At 61.0% G+C, this 17938-nt stretch carries 14 protein-coding genes; 11 read left to right on the top strand and 3 right to left on the bottom strand.

The window, feature by feature from the left end; genetic code table 11:
- Positions 1-749 precede the first annotated feature (749 nt).
- Complete coding sequence (locus tag BUE92_RS04080) at positions 750-1475, top strand: response regulator (protein WP_073522021.1); 726 nt, start codon at positions 750-752, stop codon at positions 1473-1475.
- A complete protein-coding gene (locus tag BUE92_RS04075; protein ID WP_073522020.1) occupies positions 1472-3082 on the top strand; it encodes an ATP-binding protein in 1611 nt (536 codons plus the stop codon). The genes BUE92_RS04080 and BUE92_RS04075 overlap by 4 nt, the downstream gene beginning before the upstream one ends.
- Positions 3083-3186: 104 nt before the next feature.
- On the opposite strand, the gene BUE92_RS04070 is transcribed toward BUE92_RS04075, so the two are convergent.
- Complete coding sequence (locus tag BUE92_RS04070; protein WP_073522019.1) at positions 3187-3903, bottom strand: 4'-phosphopantetheinyl transferase family protein; 717 nt, start codon at positions 3901-3903, stop codon at positions 3187-3189.
- A gap of 138 nt (positions 3904-4041) precedes the next feature.
- Between BUE92_RS04070 and BUE92_RS04065 the strand changes: the two genes are divergently transcribed.
- Genes BUE92_RS04065 through BUE92_RS04055 form a run of 3 tightly spaced genes read left to right on the top strand, consistent with a single transcriptional unit; the run spans position 4042 to position 6389 of the window.
- A complete protein-coding gene (locus tag BUE92_RS04065; RefSeq protein ID WP_073522018.1) occupies positions 4042-4350 on the top strand; it encodes a hypothetical protein in 309 nt (102 codons plus the stop codon).
- Between the two features lie 18 nt (positions 4351-4368).
- The gene (locus BUE92_RS04060) at positions 4369-5046 is read left to right on the top strand and encodes a response regulator (RefSeq protein ID WP_010208358.1); all 678 of its coding nucleotides are present in this window, start codon (positions 4369-4371) and stop codon (positions 5044-5046) included.
- On the top strand, positions 5043-6389 hold the full coding sequence (locus BUE92_RS04055) for an ATP-binding protein (RefSeq protein WP_019817208.1): 1347 nt from the start codon (positions 5043-5045) through the stop codon (positions 6387-6389). Before BUE92_RS04060 ends, BUE92_RS04055 begins: the two co-directional genes overlap by 4 nt.
- Positions 6390-6915: 526 nt before the next feature.
- Here BUE92_RS04055 and BUE92_RS04045 read toward each other — a convergent pair.
- Positions 6916-7914, bottom strand: coding sequence for an AraC family transcriptional regulator (locus tag BUE92_RS04045; protein ID WP_014719572.1), 999 nt, complete (start codon positions 7912-7914; stop codon positions 6916-6918).
- A gap of 338 nt (positions 7915-8252) precedes the next feature.
- On the opposite strand from BUE92_RS04045, the gene BUE92_RS04040 reads away from it, so the two are divergent.
- The 3 genes from BUE92_RS04040 to BUE92_RS04030 all read left to right on the top strand — a co-directional run bounded on the left by BUE92_RS04040 (position 8253) and on the right by BUE92_RS04030 (position 11285).
- A complete protein-coding gene (locus BUE92_RS04040) occupies positions 8253-9584 on the top strand; it encodes a dicarboxylate/amino acid:cation symporter (RefSeq protein WP_073522017.1) in 1332 nt (443 codons plus the stop codon).
- A 133-nt stretch (positions 9585-9717) separates the two neighbouring features.
- Entirely contained in the window at positions 9718-10704 is a 987-nt protein-coding gene (locus BUE92_RS04035; RefSeq protein WP_073522016.1) for an XdhC family protein, read from the top strand.
- Complete coding sequence (locus BUE92_RS04030) at positions 10701-11285, top strand: nucleotidyltransferase family protein (RefSeq protein WP_073522015.1); 585 nt, start codon at positions 10701-10703, stop codon at positions 11283-11285. Before BUE92_RS04035 ends, BUE92_RS04030 begins: the two co-directional genes overlap by 4 nt.
- 86 nt (positions 11286-11371) lie before the next feature.
- Here BUE92_RS04030 and rne read toward each other — a convergent pair whose 3' ends face one another.
- On the bottom strand, positions 11372-14515 hold the full coding sequence (gene rne, locus BUE92_RS04025; RefSeq protein ID WP_218599063.1) for a ribonuclease E: 3144 nt from the start codon (positions 14513-14515) through the stop codon (positions 11372-11374).
- A 766-nt stretch (positions 14516-15281) separates the two neighbouring features.
- Between rne and rluC the strand changes: the two genes are divergently transcribed.
- The 3 genes from rluC to BUE92_RS04005 are packed head-to-tail and all read left to right on the top strand — an operon-like array spanning position 15282 to position 17895.
- The gene (gene rluC, locus BUE92_RS04015) at positions 15282-16241 is read left to right on the top strand and encodes a 23S rRNA pseudouridine(955/2504/2580) synthase RluC (protein WP_034128444.1); all 960 of its coding nucleotides are present in this window, start codon (positions 15282-15284) and stop codon (positions 16239-16241) included.
- A complete protein-coding gene (locus BUE92_RS04010) occupies positions 16228-16890 on the top strand; it encodes an HAD-IA family hydrolase (protein WP_073522012.1) in 663 nt (220 codons plus the stop codon). The genes rluC and BUE92_RS04010 overlap by 14 nt, the downstream gene beginning before the upstream one ends.
- 21 nt (positions 16891-16911) lie before the next feature.
- Positions 16912-17895: a S49 family peptidase gene (locus BUE92_RS04005; protein ID WP_073522011.1), complete on the top strand. Its 984-nt coding sequence runs from the start codon at positions 16912-16914 to the stop codon at positions 17893-17895.
- The last annotated feature ends 43 nt before the right edge of the window (positions 17896-17938 follow it).

The raw sequence follows: 17938 nt of genomic DNA, 5'->3' as shown, positions 1-17938 counted from the left end.
AAGCACTTACAGCAGGCCTGGGCCTGGCATAACAACTTCGGGACAGGAGGAAGGGAGCTCATCGCGCCGCTTCCATGCCGAAGTCTTTGGTTCGGGGCCGGGGAGCCCTTAGCCGTATTCCTGGTGGGTGACAGTGGCCCCATTCAAGCCCTGCAACACCCGTACCGTTTTCTGCCAATCGGGCTGGAAAACGGTTGCCATCCGCGTGCGCGGTTTGGGCTTTCAAAAAATGCTTTGGTTCAACCAAACACGAGCAAGAAAGCGCTTGAGTTTCTTGTCTGATTTGTGTTTGGTCTTTTCGCTGAAAACCCTACATGTAGGGTTTTTTTAGCGTCGAGGTACAAGATAATGCGTTTTCGGGGGCTTAGCAACGCACTACCTGTGGATAACGCTGTGGGTAAAATGTGTATGAATCATGGAACACCCGTGTAGGCCGCATTACTACTGGATTACACCGTTTGTCACCGAATATTCCCGGGTAGAAACTGCAGGCGGGAATTTTGAGGGCGCGAACCCTACCACAAAAAATCGCCATGACCGAATGGATTTCCCGGCTTGTGTTCAAGGGCCGGTGCATGGCTACAATCGGCCTTGATCAGGGCGATAGCGTGCTTGCTCCATATGACAACTGTAGGAGCGAGCTCGCTCGCGAACATCGTCAACGATAATGCAGCAAACCTGGATAAATGCGGTGCCCTTGCGTTCTTCGCGAGCAAGCTCGCTCCTACAATAGAGAACCGAGGTAGCGCATGGAGCAAGAAGCCTGGCAGATACTGATCGTCGAGGACGACGAGCGACTCGCCGAGTTGACCCGTGAGTACCTGGAAAGCAACGGCCTGCGTGTGTCGGTAGAAGGCGATGGTGCCAAGGCCGCGGCGCGCATCATCGCCGAGCAGCCGGACCTGGTGATCCTCGACCTGATGCTGCCCGGCGAAGACGGCCTGAGCATCTGCCGTAAAGTGCGCGAGCGCTATGACGGCGTGATCCTGATGCTCACCGCGCGCACCGACGACATGGACCAGGTGCTGGGCCTCGACATGGGCGCCGACGACTACGTGTGCAAACCCGTGCGTCCGCGTTTGTTGCTGGCGCGTATCCAGGCGCTGCTACGCCGCAGCGAGCCGGTGTCGCCGCCCGCAATGGAAAATCAACGCCGCCTGCAGTTTGGGCCACTGGTGGTGGACAATGCCTTGCGCGAAGCCTGGTTGCATGAGGGCAGCATCGAACTGACCAGCGCTGAATTCGACTTGCTGTGGCTGCTGGTTGCGAATGCCGGGCGCATCCTGTCCCGCGAAGAAATCTTCATAGCTCTGCGCGGTATCGGTTATGACGGCCAGGATCGTTCCATTGACGTGCGTATCTCGCGCATTCGGCCAAAGATCGGCGACGATCCAATCCACCCACGCCTGATCAAGACCATCCGCAGCAAAGGCTACCTGTTCGTCCCCGAAGCCGCTGCCGATATGCCGCTGTGAACTCGATCTTCCTGCGCATCTACGGCGGCATGTGCGCGGCACTGATCCTGGTGGCGCTGCTCGGCGCCCTCGCACTGCACCTGCTTAATGACGTGCGCAGCGGCCAGTACCGTGAGCGCCTGGCCCACGGCACCTTTGCGTTGATGGGCGATAACCTGCAACCCATGAGCGCCATTGAACGGCAGCGCGCCTTGGCGGTGTGGGAGCGTTTGCTGGGCATCCCGCTGGAGCTGCGCACGTTCACCGATGCGCAATTGGACCTGGGCCAGCGCAACCGCCTGCAACGCGGTCAGGTCCTGGTGGAACAGACCGGCCCCCACGCGGCGCGGGTGCTGCGGTTGGTCAGCGAGCAAGAGCAATTGGTGCTCACCGGCGAAGTGCAGCAGATCAGCGAGCAATTGGCCCGTGCGACTATTTACCTGCTGGCCGACGAACTGGTGCGTTTCCCGGTGGCCGAACAGCCCCAGCGCCTGGCCGACATCAAGCAGGCCAAGGGTTTTGGTTTTGAAATGCACTTGATGGCCCTTGACCAGGCCGACATGGACGACGACCAGCGTCGTCGCGTGGCGGAGGGCGATACGGTGATGGCGCTGGGCAAGGGCGGCGATTCGATTCGCGTGTTTGCCGGCATGGTCGGCACCCCTTGGGTACTGGAGATCGGCCCGCTGTACCAGATGAACCCGTACCCGGCGCAATGGCTGATCCTGATCACCTTGATCGGTCTGACCCTGATCGGCTTGATCGTCTATCTGCTGGTGCGACAACTTGAGCGCCGGCTCAAAGGCCTCGAGGCGGCGGCCACGCGTATCGCAAAGGGCAACCTGGAAGTGCGCGTACCCGCTCGCGGTGCCGACTCGGTCGGGCGCCTGGCGGCAGCCTTCAATGGCATGGCTGAGCACCTGCAGCAATTGCTGGCGATTCAGCGTGAGCTGGTGCGCGCGGTCTCCCACGAGCTGCGCACACCGGTCGCGCGCCTGCGTTTTGGCCTGGAGATGATCGGTGACGCCGCCACGCCCGAAGCCCGGCGCAAATATCTGGAAGGCATGGATGGCGATATCCAGGACCTCGATGGCCTGGTGGACGAGATGCTCACTTATGCCCGCTTGGAGCAGGGTGCGCCGGAGCTGAATTTCCAGCGCGTGGACCTTAATGCATTGCTCGACCAGGTAATTGGCGAATTATCGCCATTGCGCCCGCAGGTCACCGTCACCCGTGGTATTTGCCTGTCCTCGGCACATTGGGATGACGCCTGGGTCGACGCTGAACCGCGCTATTTGCACCGTGCCCTGCAAAATCTGGTGAGTAACGCCATGCGCCACGCCAGAGGCCAAGTGTTGATCAGTTATCAGGTGGGGCAGGTGCGCTGTCGCATTGATGTGGAAGACGATGGCCCCGGTGTGCCGGAAAGCGCCTGGGAGCGGATCTTCACGCCGTTCCTGCGCCTGGATGACAGCCGTACCCGCGCTTCTGGCGGGCATGGCCTGGGCTTGTCGATCGTGCGGCGGATAATCTATTGGCACGGCGGGCGGGCGTTGATCAGCAAGAGCAACAACCTGGGCGGGGCGTGTTTCAGCCTGAGTTGGCCCAGAGATCAAGATAAGCCCTGACTCCCTAACTGTAGGAGCGAGCTTGCTCGCGAAAAACGTCAATGATAACGCGTGCTTCCTGAATAAACGCGGCGCCTGTGAGTTTTTCGCGAGCAAGCTCGCTCCTACATTGCGATAGCCACTAGGCTCAACAACTGCTCCCCTTGCACCACAAATTGCCCTCCCAGCTCTTTGCCATGCTTCCATTCTTCCGAAAGATCGGTCAGCAACCGCAACCGCACCCTCCCAGCCGCTGACCACTCCAACACCTCGGCATGCTCGAAATAAAAGCGCTTGTGCACGATCGGATAGAGCGCCTTGAACAGGCTTTCCTTGACCGAAAACGTCAGCGTCACCAGCAAGGCGTGTTGCTCACGGGGTAGGGTGGCCATGCGCTGCAACTCATCGACCGTCAGGATTTCTCCGGCCAGGCGTTCGGCCCGTTCCAGTGTCAGCAGGTTCTCCAGGTCCATGCCCAGCCCACGCCATCGCGCCTTGTGCCCGACAATCGCCGCAGCGTGCCCGGTGCTGTGGGTGATGGAACCACTGATATGCCCTGGCCAGACCGGGGCGCGGTCTTCGCCGATGGCCGGGATGCAGTGCAGATGATCGAGTCGTTGCAGCGCTTCGCGCGCACACAGGCGGCCGGCGAGAAATTCCGCCTGGCGCTTGGCGACCGAGCGTTGGATGCTCGCGGGCGGCGGCACATCGCAGCGCTGGAAATCGCCGGGGCTCAATAAAACCGGGTCGAATCGCGTGCTCAAAAACACCGTGCCCGGCAAAGAAACCGGCAACGGCCAATGATCATCGAGTGGGGTGCAGCAAGCGGGTAGGGGCGTCATGCGCGGTATTTTGCCGAGTTGGCGCGCCAGTGGATAGCCCGATGCGGTTCAGGTGCGGTTCAGAGCCTGTTCAGGGGGAGTTCAGGGGCGCCTGCGTAGTCTGGACCCCACAGCCTAAACGCGTATGAGGTAACCACCATGACTGCGATCAAAAAGCTGATGTTGGCCTTGACCATGCTCGGCGCCACTGCCGGCGTGCAGGCGTCCGATGGCGCCTTTGCGGCCTTTGGCAGCGAGAAAACCAAGAAATCCAGCAACCTGATCCATCGTGTCAGCTTCGAAGACGCCGGCACCCAGGGCGCGCCGTGGGGCCAGGCCCTGGGCGCTACCGCCGCGCAACCCGACTATCGCAGCGGCTACGCGCACCTGACCGGCCACTACAATGGCATAAAACTGCGCCCCCAAGAGCTGCAGGGCCGCTATGATATCCCCCTGTCGGCTAGTTGAATTGCAGTGGAGAACCTTATGAAATTGCTGGTGGTGGAAGATGAGGCGCTGCTGCGTCATCACCTGTTTACCCGCCTGACCGACAGCGGGCATGTGGTCGAAGCTGTGGCCAATGCCGAAGAAGCCCTGTACCAGACCGGCCAATTCAACCATGACCTGGCGATCATCGACCTTGGCCTGCCCGGCATGGGTGGCCTGGACCTGATTCGCCAGTTGCGCACCCAGGCCAAGACTTTCCCGATCCTGATCCTCACCGCCCGCGGCAACTGGCAGGACAAGGTTGAGGGCCTTGCGGCCGGGGCCGACGACTACGTGGTCAAGCCGTTCCAGTTCGAAGAGCTGGAGGCGCGCATGAACGCCTTGCTGCGTCGCTCCAGCGGTTTTACCCAGTCGACTATTGTCGCCGGGCCGCTGCTGCTGGACCTTAACCGCAAGCAAGCTTCCCTGGACGAGCAACCCTTGGCGCTGACTGCCTATGAGTATCGGATCCTCGAATACTTGATGCGTCATCATCAACAAGTGGTCGCCAAAGACCGTTTGATGGAGCAACTGTACCCGGATGACGACGAACGCGATCCAAACGTGATCGAAGTGCTGGTCGGCCGCCTGCGCCGCAAGCTGGAAGGCCCGGCCGGGTTCAAGCCGATCGACACCGTGCGTGGCCTGGGCTACCTGTTCAATGAGCGCTGCCGTTGATTCGTTCGCTACGTGTGCGCCTGATGCTGGCGGCCGCCACCCTGGCCGTGCTGTTTATGCTCGGCTTGTTGCCAGCCATGCAAGGCGCGTTCAGCCTGGCGCTGCAGGATTCCATCGAACAGCGCCTGGCGTCGGATGTGACCACCCTGATATCTGCGGCGCGGGTCGACAATAACCGCCTGCTGATGCCGGCGCAGCTGCCCGATGAGCGTTTCAACCTCACCGACAGTCGGCTGCTGGGCTATATCTACGACCGTGAAGGCCATCTGGTATGGCGCTCGCGGGCGACCCAGGAAGAAAACATCAACTACAAACCGCGCTACGACGGGCGCGGCAACGAGTTTGCGCGGATTCGCGAGGCCAATGGCCAGGAATTCTTTGTGTATGACGTCGAGGTCCGGCTGCTGGGAGGCAAGAGCGCGGCGTTCAGCATTGTCGCCTTGCAGCCGGTACGCGAATACCAACTGACCCTCGAAGGCCTGCGTGAGAACCTCTACCTCGGGTTCGGCGCGGCCTTGCTGGTGCTGTTGACGCTGTTGTGGCTGGGCCTGACCTGGGGCCTGCAAGCCCTGCGGCGCCTGAGCCATGAGCTCGACCAGATCGAAGGCGGCACCCGCGAAAGCCTCAGCGAAGAACACCCCCGTGAGCTGCTGCGCCTGACCGGCTCCCTGAACCGCTTGCTGCACAGCGAGCGCGAACAGCGTGCGCGCTACCGCGACTCCCTCGATGACTTGGCCCACAGCCTGAAAACCCCACTGGCGGTGTTGCAGGGCGTGAGCGAAGACATGGCCCAGCGCCCCGAAGAACGTAGCCAGGCGTGGGTGCTGCAATCGCAGATCGAACGCATGAGCCAGCAGATCGGCTACCAGTTGCAGCGTGCCAGCCTGCGTAAAAGTGGCCTGGTGCGCCACCAGGTCCGCCTGGAACCGGTGGTACAAAGCCTGTGCGATACCCTGGAAAAGGTTTACCGCGACAAGCGGGTCACCGTGACCTTCGATTTACCGCAGGCCTGCGAAGTGCCCATCGAGAAGGGCGCGTTGCTCGAAATGCTCGGCAACCTGCTGGAAAACGCCTACCGCCTGTGCCTCAAGCAAGTGCGTATCAGCCTGGTGGAAAACCTCGATGGCATTGAGCTGTGTATCGAAGATGACGGCCCCGGCGTACCACCGGACCAGCGTGCACGGATCCTGCAGCGTGGCGAACGGCTCGACCGCCAGCACCCGGGGCAGGGGATCGGGCTGGCGGTGGTCAAGGACATCATCGAAAGCTATCACGCGCGTTTGACGTTGGGGGATTCAGCGTTGGGTGGGGCGGCGTTCAGGATTCACTTTCCTGCCTTGTGATCTGCACTGGCCTCATCGCAGGCAAGCCAGCCCCCACAGTTGATCGGGTTTACAAATTTTGATGTGTGAATACATTCAACTGTGGGAGCTGGCTTGCCTGCGATGGCGGCCTTACAGCCGACCAGGATGTTGAATCTGACCGCGTGCATATCCGTTATGTAGGTAACGGCCACCTAGGGTTCCGCCCTGACGGCGGCTCACTTTTGAAGAGCGCAAAAGTAAGCAAAACGCTCTTGCCCCACCACTCGGCACCTCGCTTAGGCTCGGTGTGCCCGTAATCCGCCAGTGATTTGGGGGGCCGCCGCCACGCGCCATCCATGGCGCGGGGCGGCTAAACCGGCATCCCTGCCGGTTTACCCCCCAAATCCCTGTCGAATTCCGGCCAGCGTGGTTTAACGGGGCGCCTGAGATCAAAAGCAGATCAAGAGCAAGATCAAGAGCGACTCGCTTCGCATCGTGGTTACCGTCGGCTGCTACAGCCTACAAAGTTGTGTAGATACCTATGCTCATCGCAGGCAATACACCTCTAACTCTCCTGCGCTCTGTAGGCCCCCGGCGTCAACCCCGTCCACTTCTTGAACGCCCGATGAAACGCCGACGGTTCGGAAAAACCCAACTGCTCTGCGATCTCTTGCAAAGACAAATCTGCCCGCCCCAAGTGGTAAATGGCGATATCTCGGCGTAACTCATCCTTCAATGCCTGAAAACTCGTGCCTTCTTCGCGCAGATGCCGGCGCAGGGTCTGTGGGCTGATGTGCAAGTGCTGGGCGACGGCTTCCAGGTCTGGCCAGGGCGTGCGGTCGCGGCTCAGAAGGCGGCGCAACTGGCTGCTCAGGCTGTCGCCTTCATCCGGCCGGGATAACAAGTCGGCAGGGGAGCGCTGCAAAAAGTGCTTGAGGGTGCGTTCATCCTGCAACAGCGGCAGGCTCAGGTAGCGGCTGGGAAACACCAGGCTGCTGGTCGGCGCGCCGAACACTTGGGGGCAGGGGAACAGCAGGTCGTATTCACCGGCATGGGCCGGCATCGGGTAGCTGAAGGTGGCCTGCTGCAGCCGGATACGCTGGCCGATCAACCAACTGCCCAGGCGATGCCAGATCACCAGCAGACATTCACTGAGGAAGTGGTCCGGGTCCCATAGCTGCGAGTCGTCCAGGCTCAGGCGCGCCATGTCGCCTTCTTTAGTCAGCTGCCAGCGTGGGCCTTGGGGGAACAGGCTATAAAACAATAAGCCGCGCTCCAGCGCCTTCTCCAGCGTGCGGCAATGAATCAGCGCGTGGCACATCATGGCGAAAGTGCCACGTTTGCTCGGCCCCTCGGCAAACCCCAGGTATTCGTCATCCAGCCCCAGCCAGAGCATTTGCAGCAAGCGGGTAAATTGCTCTGGAGCGATGCGGGCGCGGGGTTCGGTCAGCAGTTCCGGGGTGATGCCCACCTGCTGCAACACCCCCGAGTAGTCAAAACCGGCCCGGCGCGCACCGCCGAGGGCCGCTCGGGCGTAATGGCTGGCGATGGTACGTTCACGCATGCAAGGGCCTCATCCATGGAGTGGCGGATAGTAGCCATCACCCGGCGGGGCGACAAGGCGGATATCCGCCAAATTGTAGGACGAGACAGGATGAGTGGGCGGAAATCCGCCACCTTGTTGCACTCCCCGGAGTCGCCCGTGAACCCCAAGCCCTGATGTCTAAAGGCCTTTAGCGCGTTTAAGCAAAGTGGCACGCTGTTTGCGATAAGGATTACAGCGCAGGCTTGCTCCTACAGGCTTCGCAAACAACAAATCCCTCCAGTGCAGGAGGGTTCGCAATTCAAGTGCCGTGGGCAATGGCGGATATTTGCCACACGGGACGTTTGAGGAACTTTGCAATGACGACTCGTCAGCCAATCTACAAATCCCTGTATTTCCAGGTGATCGTTGCAATCGTTATCGGTATTTTGCTCGGCCACTTCTACCCGCAGACCGGCGTGGCCCTCAAGCCACTGGGTGACGGCTTTATCAAGCTGATCAAAATGGTCATCGCCCCGATCATCTTCTGTACCGTGGTCAGTGGCATCGCTGGCATGCAAAGCATGAAGTCGGTCGGCAAGACCGGCGGCTACGCGCTGCTGTACTTCGAAATCGTTTCCACCATCGCCCTGCTGATTGGCCTGGTCGTGGTCAACGTGGTGCAGCCGGGTGCCGGCATGCACATCGACGTCGCGACCCTTGATGCTTCCAAAGTGGCGGCCTACGTCACCGCCGGTAAAGACCAGAGCATCGTCGGCTTTATCCTCAACGTCATCCCGAACACCATCGTCGGCGCCTTCGCCAACGGCGACATCCTGCAAGTGCTGATGTTCTCGGTGATCTTCGGTTTCGCCCTGCACCGCCTGGGTGCCTACGGCAAGCCGGTGCTGGACTTCATCGATCGCTTCGCCCACGTGATGTTCAACATCATCAACATGATCATGAAGCTCGCGCCAATCGGTGCCCTGGGCGCCATGGCGTTCACCATCGGTGCCTACGGTGTGGGTTCGCTGGTGCAGCTGGGCCAGTTGATGATCTGCTTCTACATCACCTGCGTCCTGTTCGTGCTGATCGTGCTGGGTGGTATCTGCCGCGCCCACGGTTTCAGTGTCATCAAGCTGATCCGCTACATCCGTGAAGAACTGCTGATCGTACTGGGTACCTCGTCTTCCGAATCCGCACTGCCACGCATGCTGATCAAGATGGAGCGCCTGGGTGCGAAGAAGTCCGTGGTCGGCCTGGTGATTCCAACCGGTTACTCCTTCAACCTCGACGGTACGTCGATCTACCTGACCATGGCGGCTGTGTTCATCGCCCAGGCGACCGACACCCACATGGACATCACTCACCAGATCACCCTGCTGCTGGTGCTGCTGCTGTCGTCCAAAGGCGCTGCTGGCGTGACCGGTTCGGGCTTCATCGTACTGGCCGCCACCCTGTCGGCCGTTGGCCACCTGCCGGTTGCCGGCCTGGCGCTGATCCTGGGTATCGACCGCTTCATGTCCGAAGCCCGTGCCCTGACCAACCTGGTGGGTAACGCAGTTGCCACCATCGTTGTGGCCAAGTGGGTCAAGGAACTGGACACCGACAAGCTGCAAAGCGAGCTGGCATCCGGTGGTACCGGTATCTCCGAAACCCGCGAGCTCGATGACCTGGGCGTGGCTGAAGGCCCGGCGCCTGTCGTCAAGTAAGTGACTGCTGGCGTGAACTGACGCCAACGCTATCCGCAAGCGCCCCGACTGGTTCGGGGCGTTTGCGTTTCTGGCGGGATGCTACGGATATTTTTGGTTTACAGTGAACGCGACAGTACTTACCGGAGGCCTGATGGACAGTGTGGATCTGAACGTCCTGCGCAGCGTGCTGCAATGGCGCCGCGCCGGGCAGCGCGTGATGTTGTACAGCGTGGTGCAAACCTGGGGCAGCGCGCCGCGCCCGCCGGGGGCGATGTTGGCCTTGCGTGGTGATGGCGTGGTGATTGGCTCGGTGTCGGGCGGTTGCATCGAGGATGACTTGATCGCGCGCCTGCAGGACGGCCGCTTACCCGCTGACGGCCCGTCCGTGCAGTTGGTGACCTACGGCGTCACACGCGATGAGGCGGCACGTTTTGGCCTGCCCTGCGGCGGCACCCTGCGGCTCACCGAGGAGCGCGTGGAAGAGTGGGGTTGGGTCGAAGCGCTGTTGGCGCGTTGTGAAGATCATCAGATTGTCGCTCGCGAGCTGAATCTGGCCACCGGCGAGGTGACGTTGAGCGCCGCCAGCAAGAGCGACGTGGTGAGCTTCGACGGCGAACGCTTGCGCGCCATCTATGGCCCGCGCTGGCGCCTGCTGTTGATCGGCGCCGGGCAGCTGTCGCGCTACGTAGCGGAAATGGCGCGCCTGTTGGATTTCGAAGTGTTGATCTGTGACCCCCGCGAAGAGTTCGCCTACGGCTGGGAAGACCAGCATGGCCGCTTTGTGCCGGGCATGCCCGATGAGGCGGTGTTGAATATTCATACCGATGAACGCACGGCTATTGTCTGCCTGACCCACGATCCACGCCTGGATGACATGGCGTTGCTGACGGCGCTGAACTCCGCGGCGTTCTATATCGGCGCCCTCGGTTCGCGGGTCAATACCCAAAAGCGTCGGGAGAACCTGGCCGCACTGGGCCTGTCGGCGGAGGCCATTGCGCGTTTGCACGGGCCGATCGGCCTGCACATCGGCAGCCATACGCCGGCGGAAATTGCGCTGTCGCTGATGGCGGAAATTGTTGCGATCAAGAACGGTGTGGCACCGATGCAGAAAAAACCGATGGCAGTGGTGGCCGGGTGACGGTGACGGCGATTGTGCTGGCGGCGGGGCAGGGCAGTCGTTTTCGTGCCGAAGCCGGGGCTGATCAAGACAAGTTGCTCGCCTCGTGCGTAGGCTTGGATGGTGTTAGCCGGCCGGTCATCGAACAGGTGCTACGCAATTTACCTCGGCGTGTCGTAGAGCGCTGGTTGGTGACTTCGCCGGAGCGCGGGGAGGTTATCCGTCTGGCAAAGGCTTATGGCTGTCAGGTTGTGCTGCTGGACTCCAGCGGGATGGGCGACAGCATTGCGGCGGGGGTCAAGGCCAGCGATGCAACGGATGGGTGGCTGGTGGTGTTGGGGGATATGCCGTTTATTCAGTCATCGAGTATCGAACGGGTGATTGCCAGCGTGGAGGGCATCACTGTGCCGGTATCTGCCGGGCAGTACGGGCACCCGGTGGCTTTCCACCACACGTTTGGGCCGGCGCTGATGGCTCTGAGTGGGGATCGTGGGGCCAGGCCTTTATTTGCACAAACACAGGTGCGAGAGGTGCAGGTAGATGATCCTGGTGTGCTGTGGGATGTGGATGTGCCGCAACGGTTGAGTTTTACTGCAGGTTAAGTGTGGGAGCATTCCAGGTTGAGATAATCAGCCATAAAAAAGCCCCGCCTGATCACTCAGGAGGGGCTTTTTAGTGGCTTATGGAATCAGACGAGGGGTTTAGGCTCGTGCTCTGCTTCCTGGGCCTCGTGCTCTACCGCCTTGGCTGCGGCTGCAGCAGCTTCGGCTTCCTTGCGGCGACGACGCACTTCACGCGGGTCGTTCGGCGCACGGCCGTTTTCGGTGAGGGCGCTTGCAGGTGCAGCTTCAACCACAGGGGCGGCCACTTCGGCAACCACCGGGGCTTCAACTTCAACCACGGGCTCAGCAACCGGCGTCGGCTCAACCACCGGGGCTGGCTCGGCGACGACTTCAGCAACCGGTGCCGGTGCTTCTTCTACCACTGGGGCAGGCGCTGGCGCTTCAACCGGTGCAGCCGGTTCGGCAGTCCACTGGAAGGCGGTCTGTTCTTCGCGAACTTCACGCACAGCGGGGGCAGCTTCTTCGACCACCGGAGCTTCTACAGCCGCTTCGACTACTGGCTGAGGCTCAACTACTGGAGCAGGTTCAACGGCAACCACGTCGGTTTCCGGCTGTGCATCGCGAACCGGGGCAACTTCCACTTCCGCAACCACTGGGGCTTCGACAGGGGTCGTGGCTTCAACGACTGGCGCTTCAACAACCGGCGCTTCAACCGCTGGGGCTTCGGCCACTGGTGCTTCTGCTGCACCGGTGTCTTCGACAGCGGCGGTAGCGCGTTCGGCTTGCTCGTGAGCCTGGGCCTCAGCAGGAGCGCTGATGACCGAGCTGGCAACGGCAGCGGTAACGGCCAAGCCGGCAGCCAGTTCGGCGCCTGTTGGTTCGTTGTTGGCAGCTTCTGCGTTTTCGCCGGCTTCTTCCGAACCTTCGATCACGTTGCCGTTGGCATCACGCTGACGCTCACGACGGTTGCTGCGACGACGCTGGCCACGGGAGCGGCGGCGTGGACGATCGCCTTCGGCGTTGTCCTGGCCGTCTTCCTGCAACTGCTCTTCGCCGGTCAGTACTTCTTCTTCGCTGGCGGCAGCGGCTTGCTCGGCGCGTGGTTGACGCTCTTCACGTGGCGGGCGCGGTTGGCGCTCTTCGCGTGGTGCGCGCTCTTCACGCGGCTGGCGGGCCGGGCGTTCGTCGGCGGTAACGGCTGCGGCTGCGGCAACGGCAGGTGCCGCGTCCAGAGGCTCGCGCAGTTCACGCACGCGTTCTTCACGCTCGCCACGCGGCTTGCGATCTTCACGTGGAGCGCGTGGGGTACGTGGGGCGCGCTCTTCACGCGGTGCACGCTCTTCACGGGCTACGGTCGGGGTGTCTTCACGGGCTTCGCGAGGCGCACGCTCTTCACGTGGTGCGCGTTCTTCACGCGGGGCACGTTCCTCGCGCGGCTTGCGCTCTTCGTCACGGCGGCCATTGCGGTTACGGCTCTGCTGGCGACCGTTGCGACGCTCTTCATTGCGCGCTGGGCGCTCGGTGGCAGGCTTTTCAACCACAACCGGGGCAGCAGGCTCTTCCTTGGTGGCGAACAGGCTGACCAGCGACTTCACCAGGCCCTTGAACAGGCTTGGCTCAGGCAGGGCGGCCGGCGCGGCAACCGGGGCGGCAGCTTCGGTCGGTACCGGTGCGTTGGCGCGGGCCGGCGCAGTCTTCACGGCCGCTTCCTGGCGAACCAGGGTGCGGGTCGCAGCGGCTGGCTGGACTTCTTCGACTTCGGCAGCAGCCGCGGCGATTTCATAGCTGGACTGGCCGCTATGGGCTTCCGGGCTGTCATCACGCAGGCGCTGGACTTCGAAGTGCGGCGTTTCGAGGTGATCGTTCGGCAGGATGACGATACGGGCACGGGTGCGCAGTTCGATCTTGGTGATCGAGTTGCGTTTTTCATTGAGCAGGAAGGCGGCAACCGGAATCGGCACTTGTGCGCGAACTTCGGCGGTGCGGTCTTTCAGGGCTTCTTCTTCGATCAGGCGCAGGATCGCCAGGGACAGCGATTCAACGTCACGGATGATGCCGGTGCCGTTGCAACGCGGGCAGACGATGCCGCTGCTCTCGCCCAGGGATGGACGCAGGCGTTGGCGGGACATTTCCAGCAGGCCGAAGCGCGAGATGCGGCCGACTTGCACGCGAGCGCGGTCAGCTTCCAGGCATTCGCGGACTTTCTCTTCCACGGCGCGCTGGTTCTTGGCAGGGGTCATGTCGATGAAGTCGATCACGATCAGGCCGCCGATGTCACGCAGGCGCAGCTGGCGGGCGATTTCTTCAGCCGCTTCCAGGTTGGTCTGCAGGGCGGTTTCTTCGATGTCGCTGCCTTTGGTCGCACGTGCCGAGTTGATGTCGATGGACACCAGGGCTTCGGTCGGGTCGATCACGATGGAGCCGCCGGAAGGCAGTTCGACCACGCGCTGGAAGGCGGTCTCGATCTGGCTTTCGATCTGGAAACGGTTGAACAGCGGCACGCTGTCTTCGTACAGCTTGATCTTGCTGGCGTACTGCGGCATCACCTGGCGGATGAAGGTCAGGGCTTCGTCCTGGGCTTCAACGCTGTCGATCAGCACTTCGCCGATGTCCTGGCGCAGGTAGTCGCGGATGGCGCGGATGATCACGTTGCTTTCCTGGTAGATCAGGAATGGCGCGGAACGATCCAGGGACGCTTCTTTGATAGCGGTCCACAGTTGCAGCAGGTAGTCGAGGTCCCACTGCATTTCTTCGCTGCTGCGGCCAAGGCCGGCAGTGCGCACGATCAGGCCCATGTCGGCCGGTGCGACCAGGCCGTTCAGCGCTTCACGCAGTTCGTTACGCTCTTCGCCTTCGATGCGACGGGAAATACCGCCGGCACGTGGGTTGTTCGGCATCAGTACGAGGTAACGACCGGCGAGGCTGATGAAGGTGGTCAGGGCTGCGCCCTTGTTGCCACGTTCTTCTTTTTCGACCTGGACGATGACTTCCTGGCCTTCGCTCAGGACGTCCTTGATGTTCACGCGGCCTTCGGGGGCTTTCTTGAAGTATTCGCGGGAGATTTCTTTGAGGGGCAGGAAGCCGTGGCGCTCGGAGCCGAAATCGACAAAGGCAGCCTCAAGGCTTGGTTCGATGCGAGTGATACGGCCTTTATAGATGTTGGCCTTTTTCTGCTCGCGTGCACCGGATTCGATGTCCAGGTCGTAGAGGCGTTGGCCATCTACCAGTGCAACACGCAACTCTTCGGGTTGAGTTGCGTTAATCAGCATTCTTTTCATGTTGTACCGTCGGTTTCCGGGCTGCCGGAAACGGCGTTCGGCACACACGACTTCTCACGGTCGGTGTCAGGTGCGTCAAGAGTGGTTGGCCACTCCAGTGTCCAGCAAAATCGGCCAATTGGGCCGGTATCGCGACGGACGCGTCCTGCTCGTTAGCGGTGGTGACAAAGGCACCACTTCAACAAAAGCTAAGGTCAGGAGGAGGAATCAACCGGCGACTGTGGACGAGATGAAGCGTCTGAAACAAGCCTAGTGCTACACAGTCCGACGGTTGTGCATCTCCACCCTACACGTATCCCTGATAATTCGGGTGCTGCCGCGCGCAGAATCCGCAGCGGGTTGGCATTTACCGTGTTCTCCAATGGGGAGTCCACGCTCATGGCTAAACAAGACTAGGTGTGGGCGGTTGCGCTCTCACTCAGCTCTTAACAGGCGTTGTTTCCGAAGCATTCGCCGTGGTCTGGCTCAAAACTGACTGCACTTTGTGAACTGGCCGTAAATATCGGCGCAAAAGGCGAGTATTCACTCTGCTTTCTGCACTCGCTTCAGGCCTCATGTCACCTGCGCTTGTTACAATCTTGAGCCTTCCTGGGTGGCGAAAGCCCCGTAGGACGGCCTCGCGTCCTGATGAATTGCGATGGTCAGGGCCGGCAGTTTGCCGCATGTCCTCTGCCCAGGCCGCTTTTGGCGGCGTTCGCGACTATAGCAGTAATGATTAAGTGCTTCAATTCCATAAAAAATTGTTATCATCGCCGCCATGACGACTACCACCCCCCCGACCCCCAGCGTCCAGCTGCTTGAGGTCTCGCCGGAATATGCCGGCCAACGCATCGACAACTTTCTTTTGGCCAGGCTCAAAGGCGTGCCCAAGACCTTGATTTACCGCATTTTGCGTAAAGGCGAAGTGCGCGTGAACAAGGGGCGCATCAAGCCTGAGTACAAACTGCAGGCGGGCGATATCGTCCGTGTGCCGCCTGTGCGCGTGCCTGAACGCGACGAGCCGGTACCGCTGGCCCAAGGGTTGTTGCAGCGCCTGGAAGCGTCGATCGTGTTCGAAGACAACAAGCTGATCGTGATCAATAAGCCCTGTGGCATTGCGGTTCATGGTGGCAGTGGCTTGAACTTCGGCGTGATCGAAGCCTTTCGTCAGTTGCGCCCGGATGCCAAGGAGCTGGAACTGGTCCACCGCCTGGACCGTGATACCTCCGGCCTGTTGATGATCGCCAAGAAACGCAGCATGTTGCGCCACTTGCACACCGCCCTGCGTGGCGATGGCGTGGACAAACGCTATATGGCCCTGGTGCGCGGCAACTGGGCCAGCTCGATCAAGAGCGTGCGTGCGCCGCTGCAGAAGAGCAACCTGCGCTCCGGCGAGCGCATGGTCGAAGTGGACGAGGAGGGCAAAGAGGCCCTGACCCTGTTCAAGGTGCTGCGTCGCTTTGGTGACTTCGCCACGATGGTCGAGGCCAAGCCGGTCACTGGCCGCACTCACCAGATTCGTGTGCATACCCTGCATGCGGGCCACTGCATTGCGGGTGACACCAAGTACGGCGACGAAGATTTCTCCAAGGAAATTCGCGATCTGGGCGGCAAGCGCCTGTTCCTGCACGCCTACATGCTCACCGTGCCGCTGCCCGATGGCGGCGAGCTGAAACTGCAGGCGCCGGTCGATGAAATGTGGGCCAAGACCGTGGAGCGTTTGAGTGTCGCACCTTGACTACAGGCTACTGATCTTCGATTGGGACGGGACGCTGGCCAATTCCATTGGCCGCATCGTCGAGTCCATGCACATGGCGTCGACCCGTTCGGGCTTTGAGTTATGCACGGATCTGGCGGTCAAGGGCATTATCGGCCTGGGTTTGCCTGAAGCCATTCGTACCCTGTACCCCGACATCAGTGACGCCGAGCTGGTTGCGTTTCGCGAGCACTACGCCGACCACTACATCGCGCTGGAGGCTGTGCCTTCGCCGCTGTTTGAAGGCGTGGTGCAGTCGCTGGAGGCGTTTCGTGCCGAGGGTTATCACCTGGCGGTTGCCACGGGCAAGGCTCGTCGCGGCCTGGACCGTGTGCTCAAGGCTCATGGTTGGCAGGATTACTTCGATATCACCCGCGCTGCGGATGAAACCGCCAGCAAACCTCACCCTTTGATGCTGGAGCAGATCCTTGCGCACTGTGGCGTAACGCCACGCGAGGCATTGATGGTAGGCGATGCGTCTTTCGACCTGATGATGGCGCGCAATGCGGGCATGGATAGTGTCGCCGTCAGCTACGGCGCCCAGTCTGCCGAGGCGTTGCAGCAATACGAGCCGAGGCTGACGATTGATCATTTTTCCGAACTGCAGGCCTGGCTCAGCCGGGCCCGATAAGTCTTTGCTGGGGTTAATGGCATGAGTGACGAGTGGAAGGCGCCTGAAAAGGCCGAGAGCAGTGATGATAAAAGCTGGAAGCTTCTGGAGAAGACCCTCCTGGCCAGCGTCCAGGAACAGCGGCGTTCTCGGCGCTGGGGGGTTTTCTTCAAGCTGCTGACCTTTGTGTACCTGCTTGGGATGCTGGCACTGTTCAGTCCGCTGATGGACATGGAAAAGAGCGCCGCCCGCGGCAGTCACTACACCGCCTTGATCGAGGTGCGCGGAGTGATTGCCGACAAGGAACCCGCCAGTGCCGACAATATTGTCACCAGCCTGCGCGCGGCTTTCGAGGATGCCAAGGTCAAGGGTGTGATCCTGCGCATCAACAGCCCAGGTGGCAGCCCAGTGCAGTCGGGTTATGTGTATGACGAGATTCGTCGCTTGCGCGCCTTGCATCCGGATATCAAGCTCTATGCCGTGATCTCCGACCTGGGTGCCTCGGGTGCCTATTACATTGCCAGTGCCGCAGACCAGATCTATGCCGACAAGGCCAGCCTGGTAGGTTCCATTGGTGTGACGGCGGCCGGTTACGGTTTTGTCGGCACCATGGAGAAGCTGGGGGTGGAGCGTCGCACCTACACCTCGGGTGAGCATAAGTCGTTCCTCGATCCTTTCCAGCCGCAGAAGGCGGATGAAACCGCGTTCTGGCAGGGCGTGCTCGACACTACCCATCGTCAGTTCATTGCCAGCGTCAAGCAGGGGCGTGGGGATCGCTTGAAAGATAAAGAGCATCCGGAGCTGTTCTCCGGCCTGGTCTGGTCGGGCGAGCAGGCATTGCCGCTGGGCTTGATTGACGGCTTGGGCAGCGCCAGCTCGGTGGCGCGGGATGTAGTGGGTGAGAAGGAGTTGGTGGATTTTACGGTCGAGGAATCGCCGTTTGATCGCTTCTCCAAGAAACTCGGTGCCAGTGTGGCGGAGAAGCTAGCCCTGTACATGGGCTTCCAAGGGCCATCCCTGCGCTGAAATCTTAAGGCTGACATAGCTCAAAATGTGGGAGCGGGCTTGC

The sequence above is a fragment of the Pseudomonas fluorescens genome (genome assembly GCF_001902145.1).
In the GTDB taxonomy this organism is placed as follows: Bacteria; Pseudomonadota; Gammaproteobacteria; order Pseudomonadales; family Pseudomonadaceae; genus Aquipseudomonas; species Aquipseudomonas fluorescens_BV.
The sequence above is the reverse complement of the archived record's forward strand: the minus strand, read 5'-3'. Positions and strand labels throughout refer to the sequence as shown.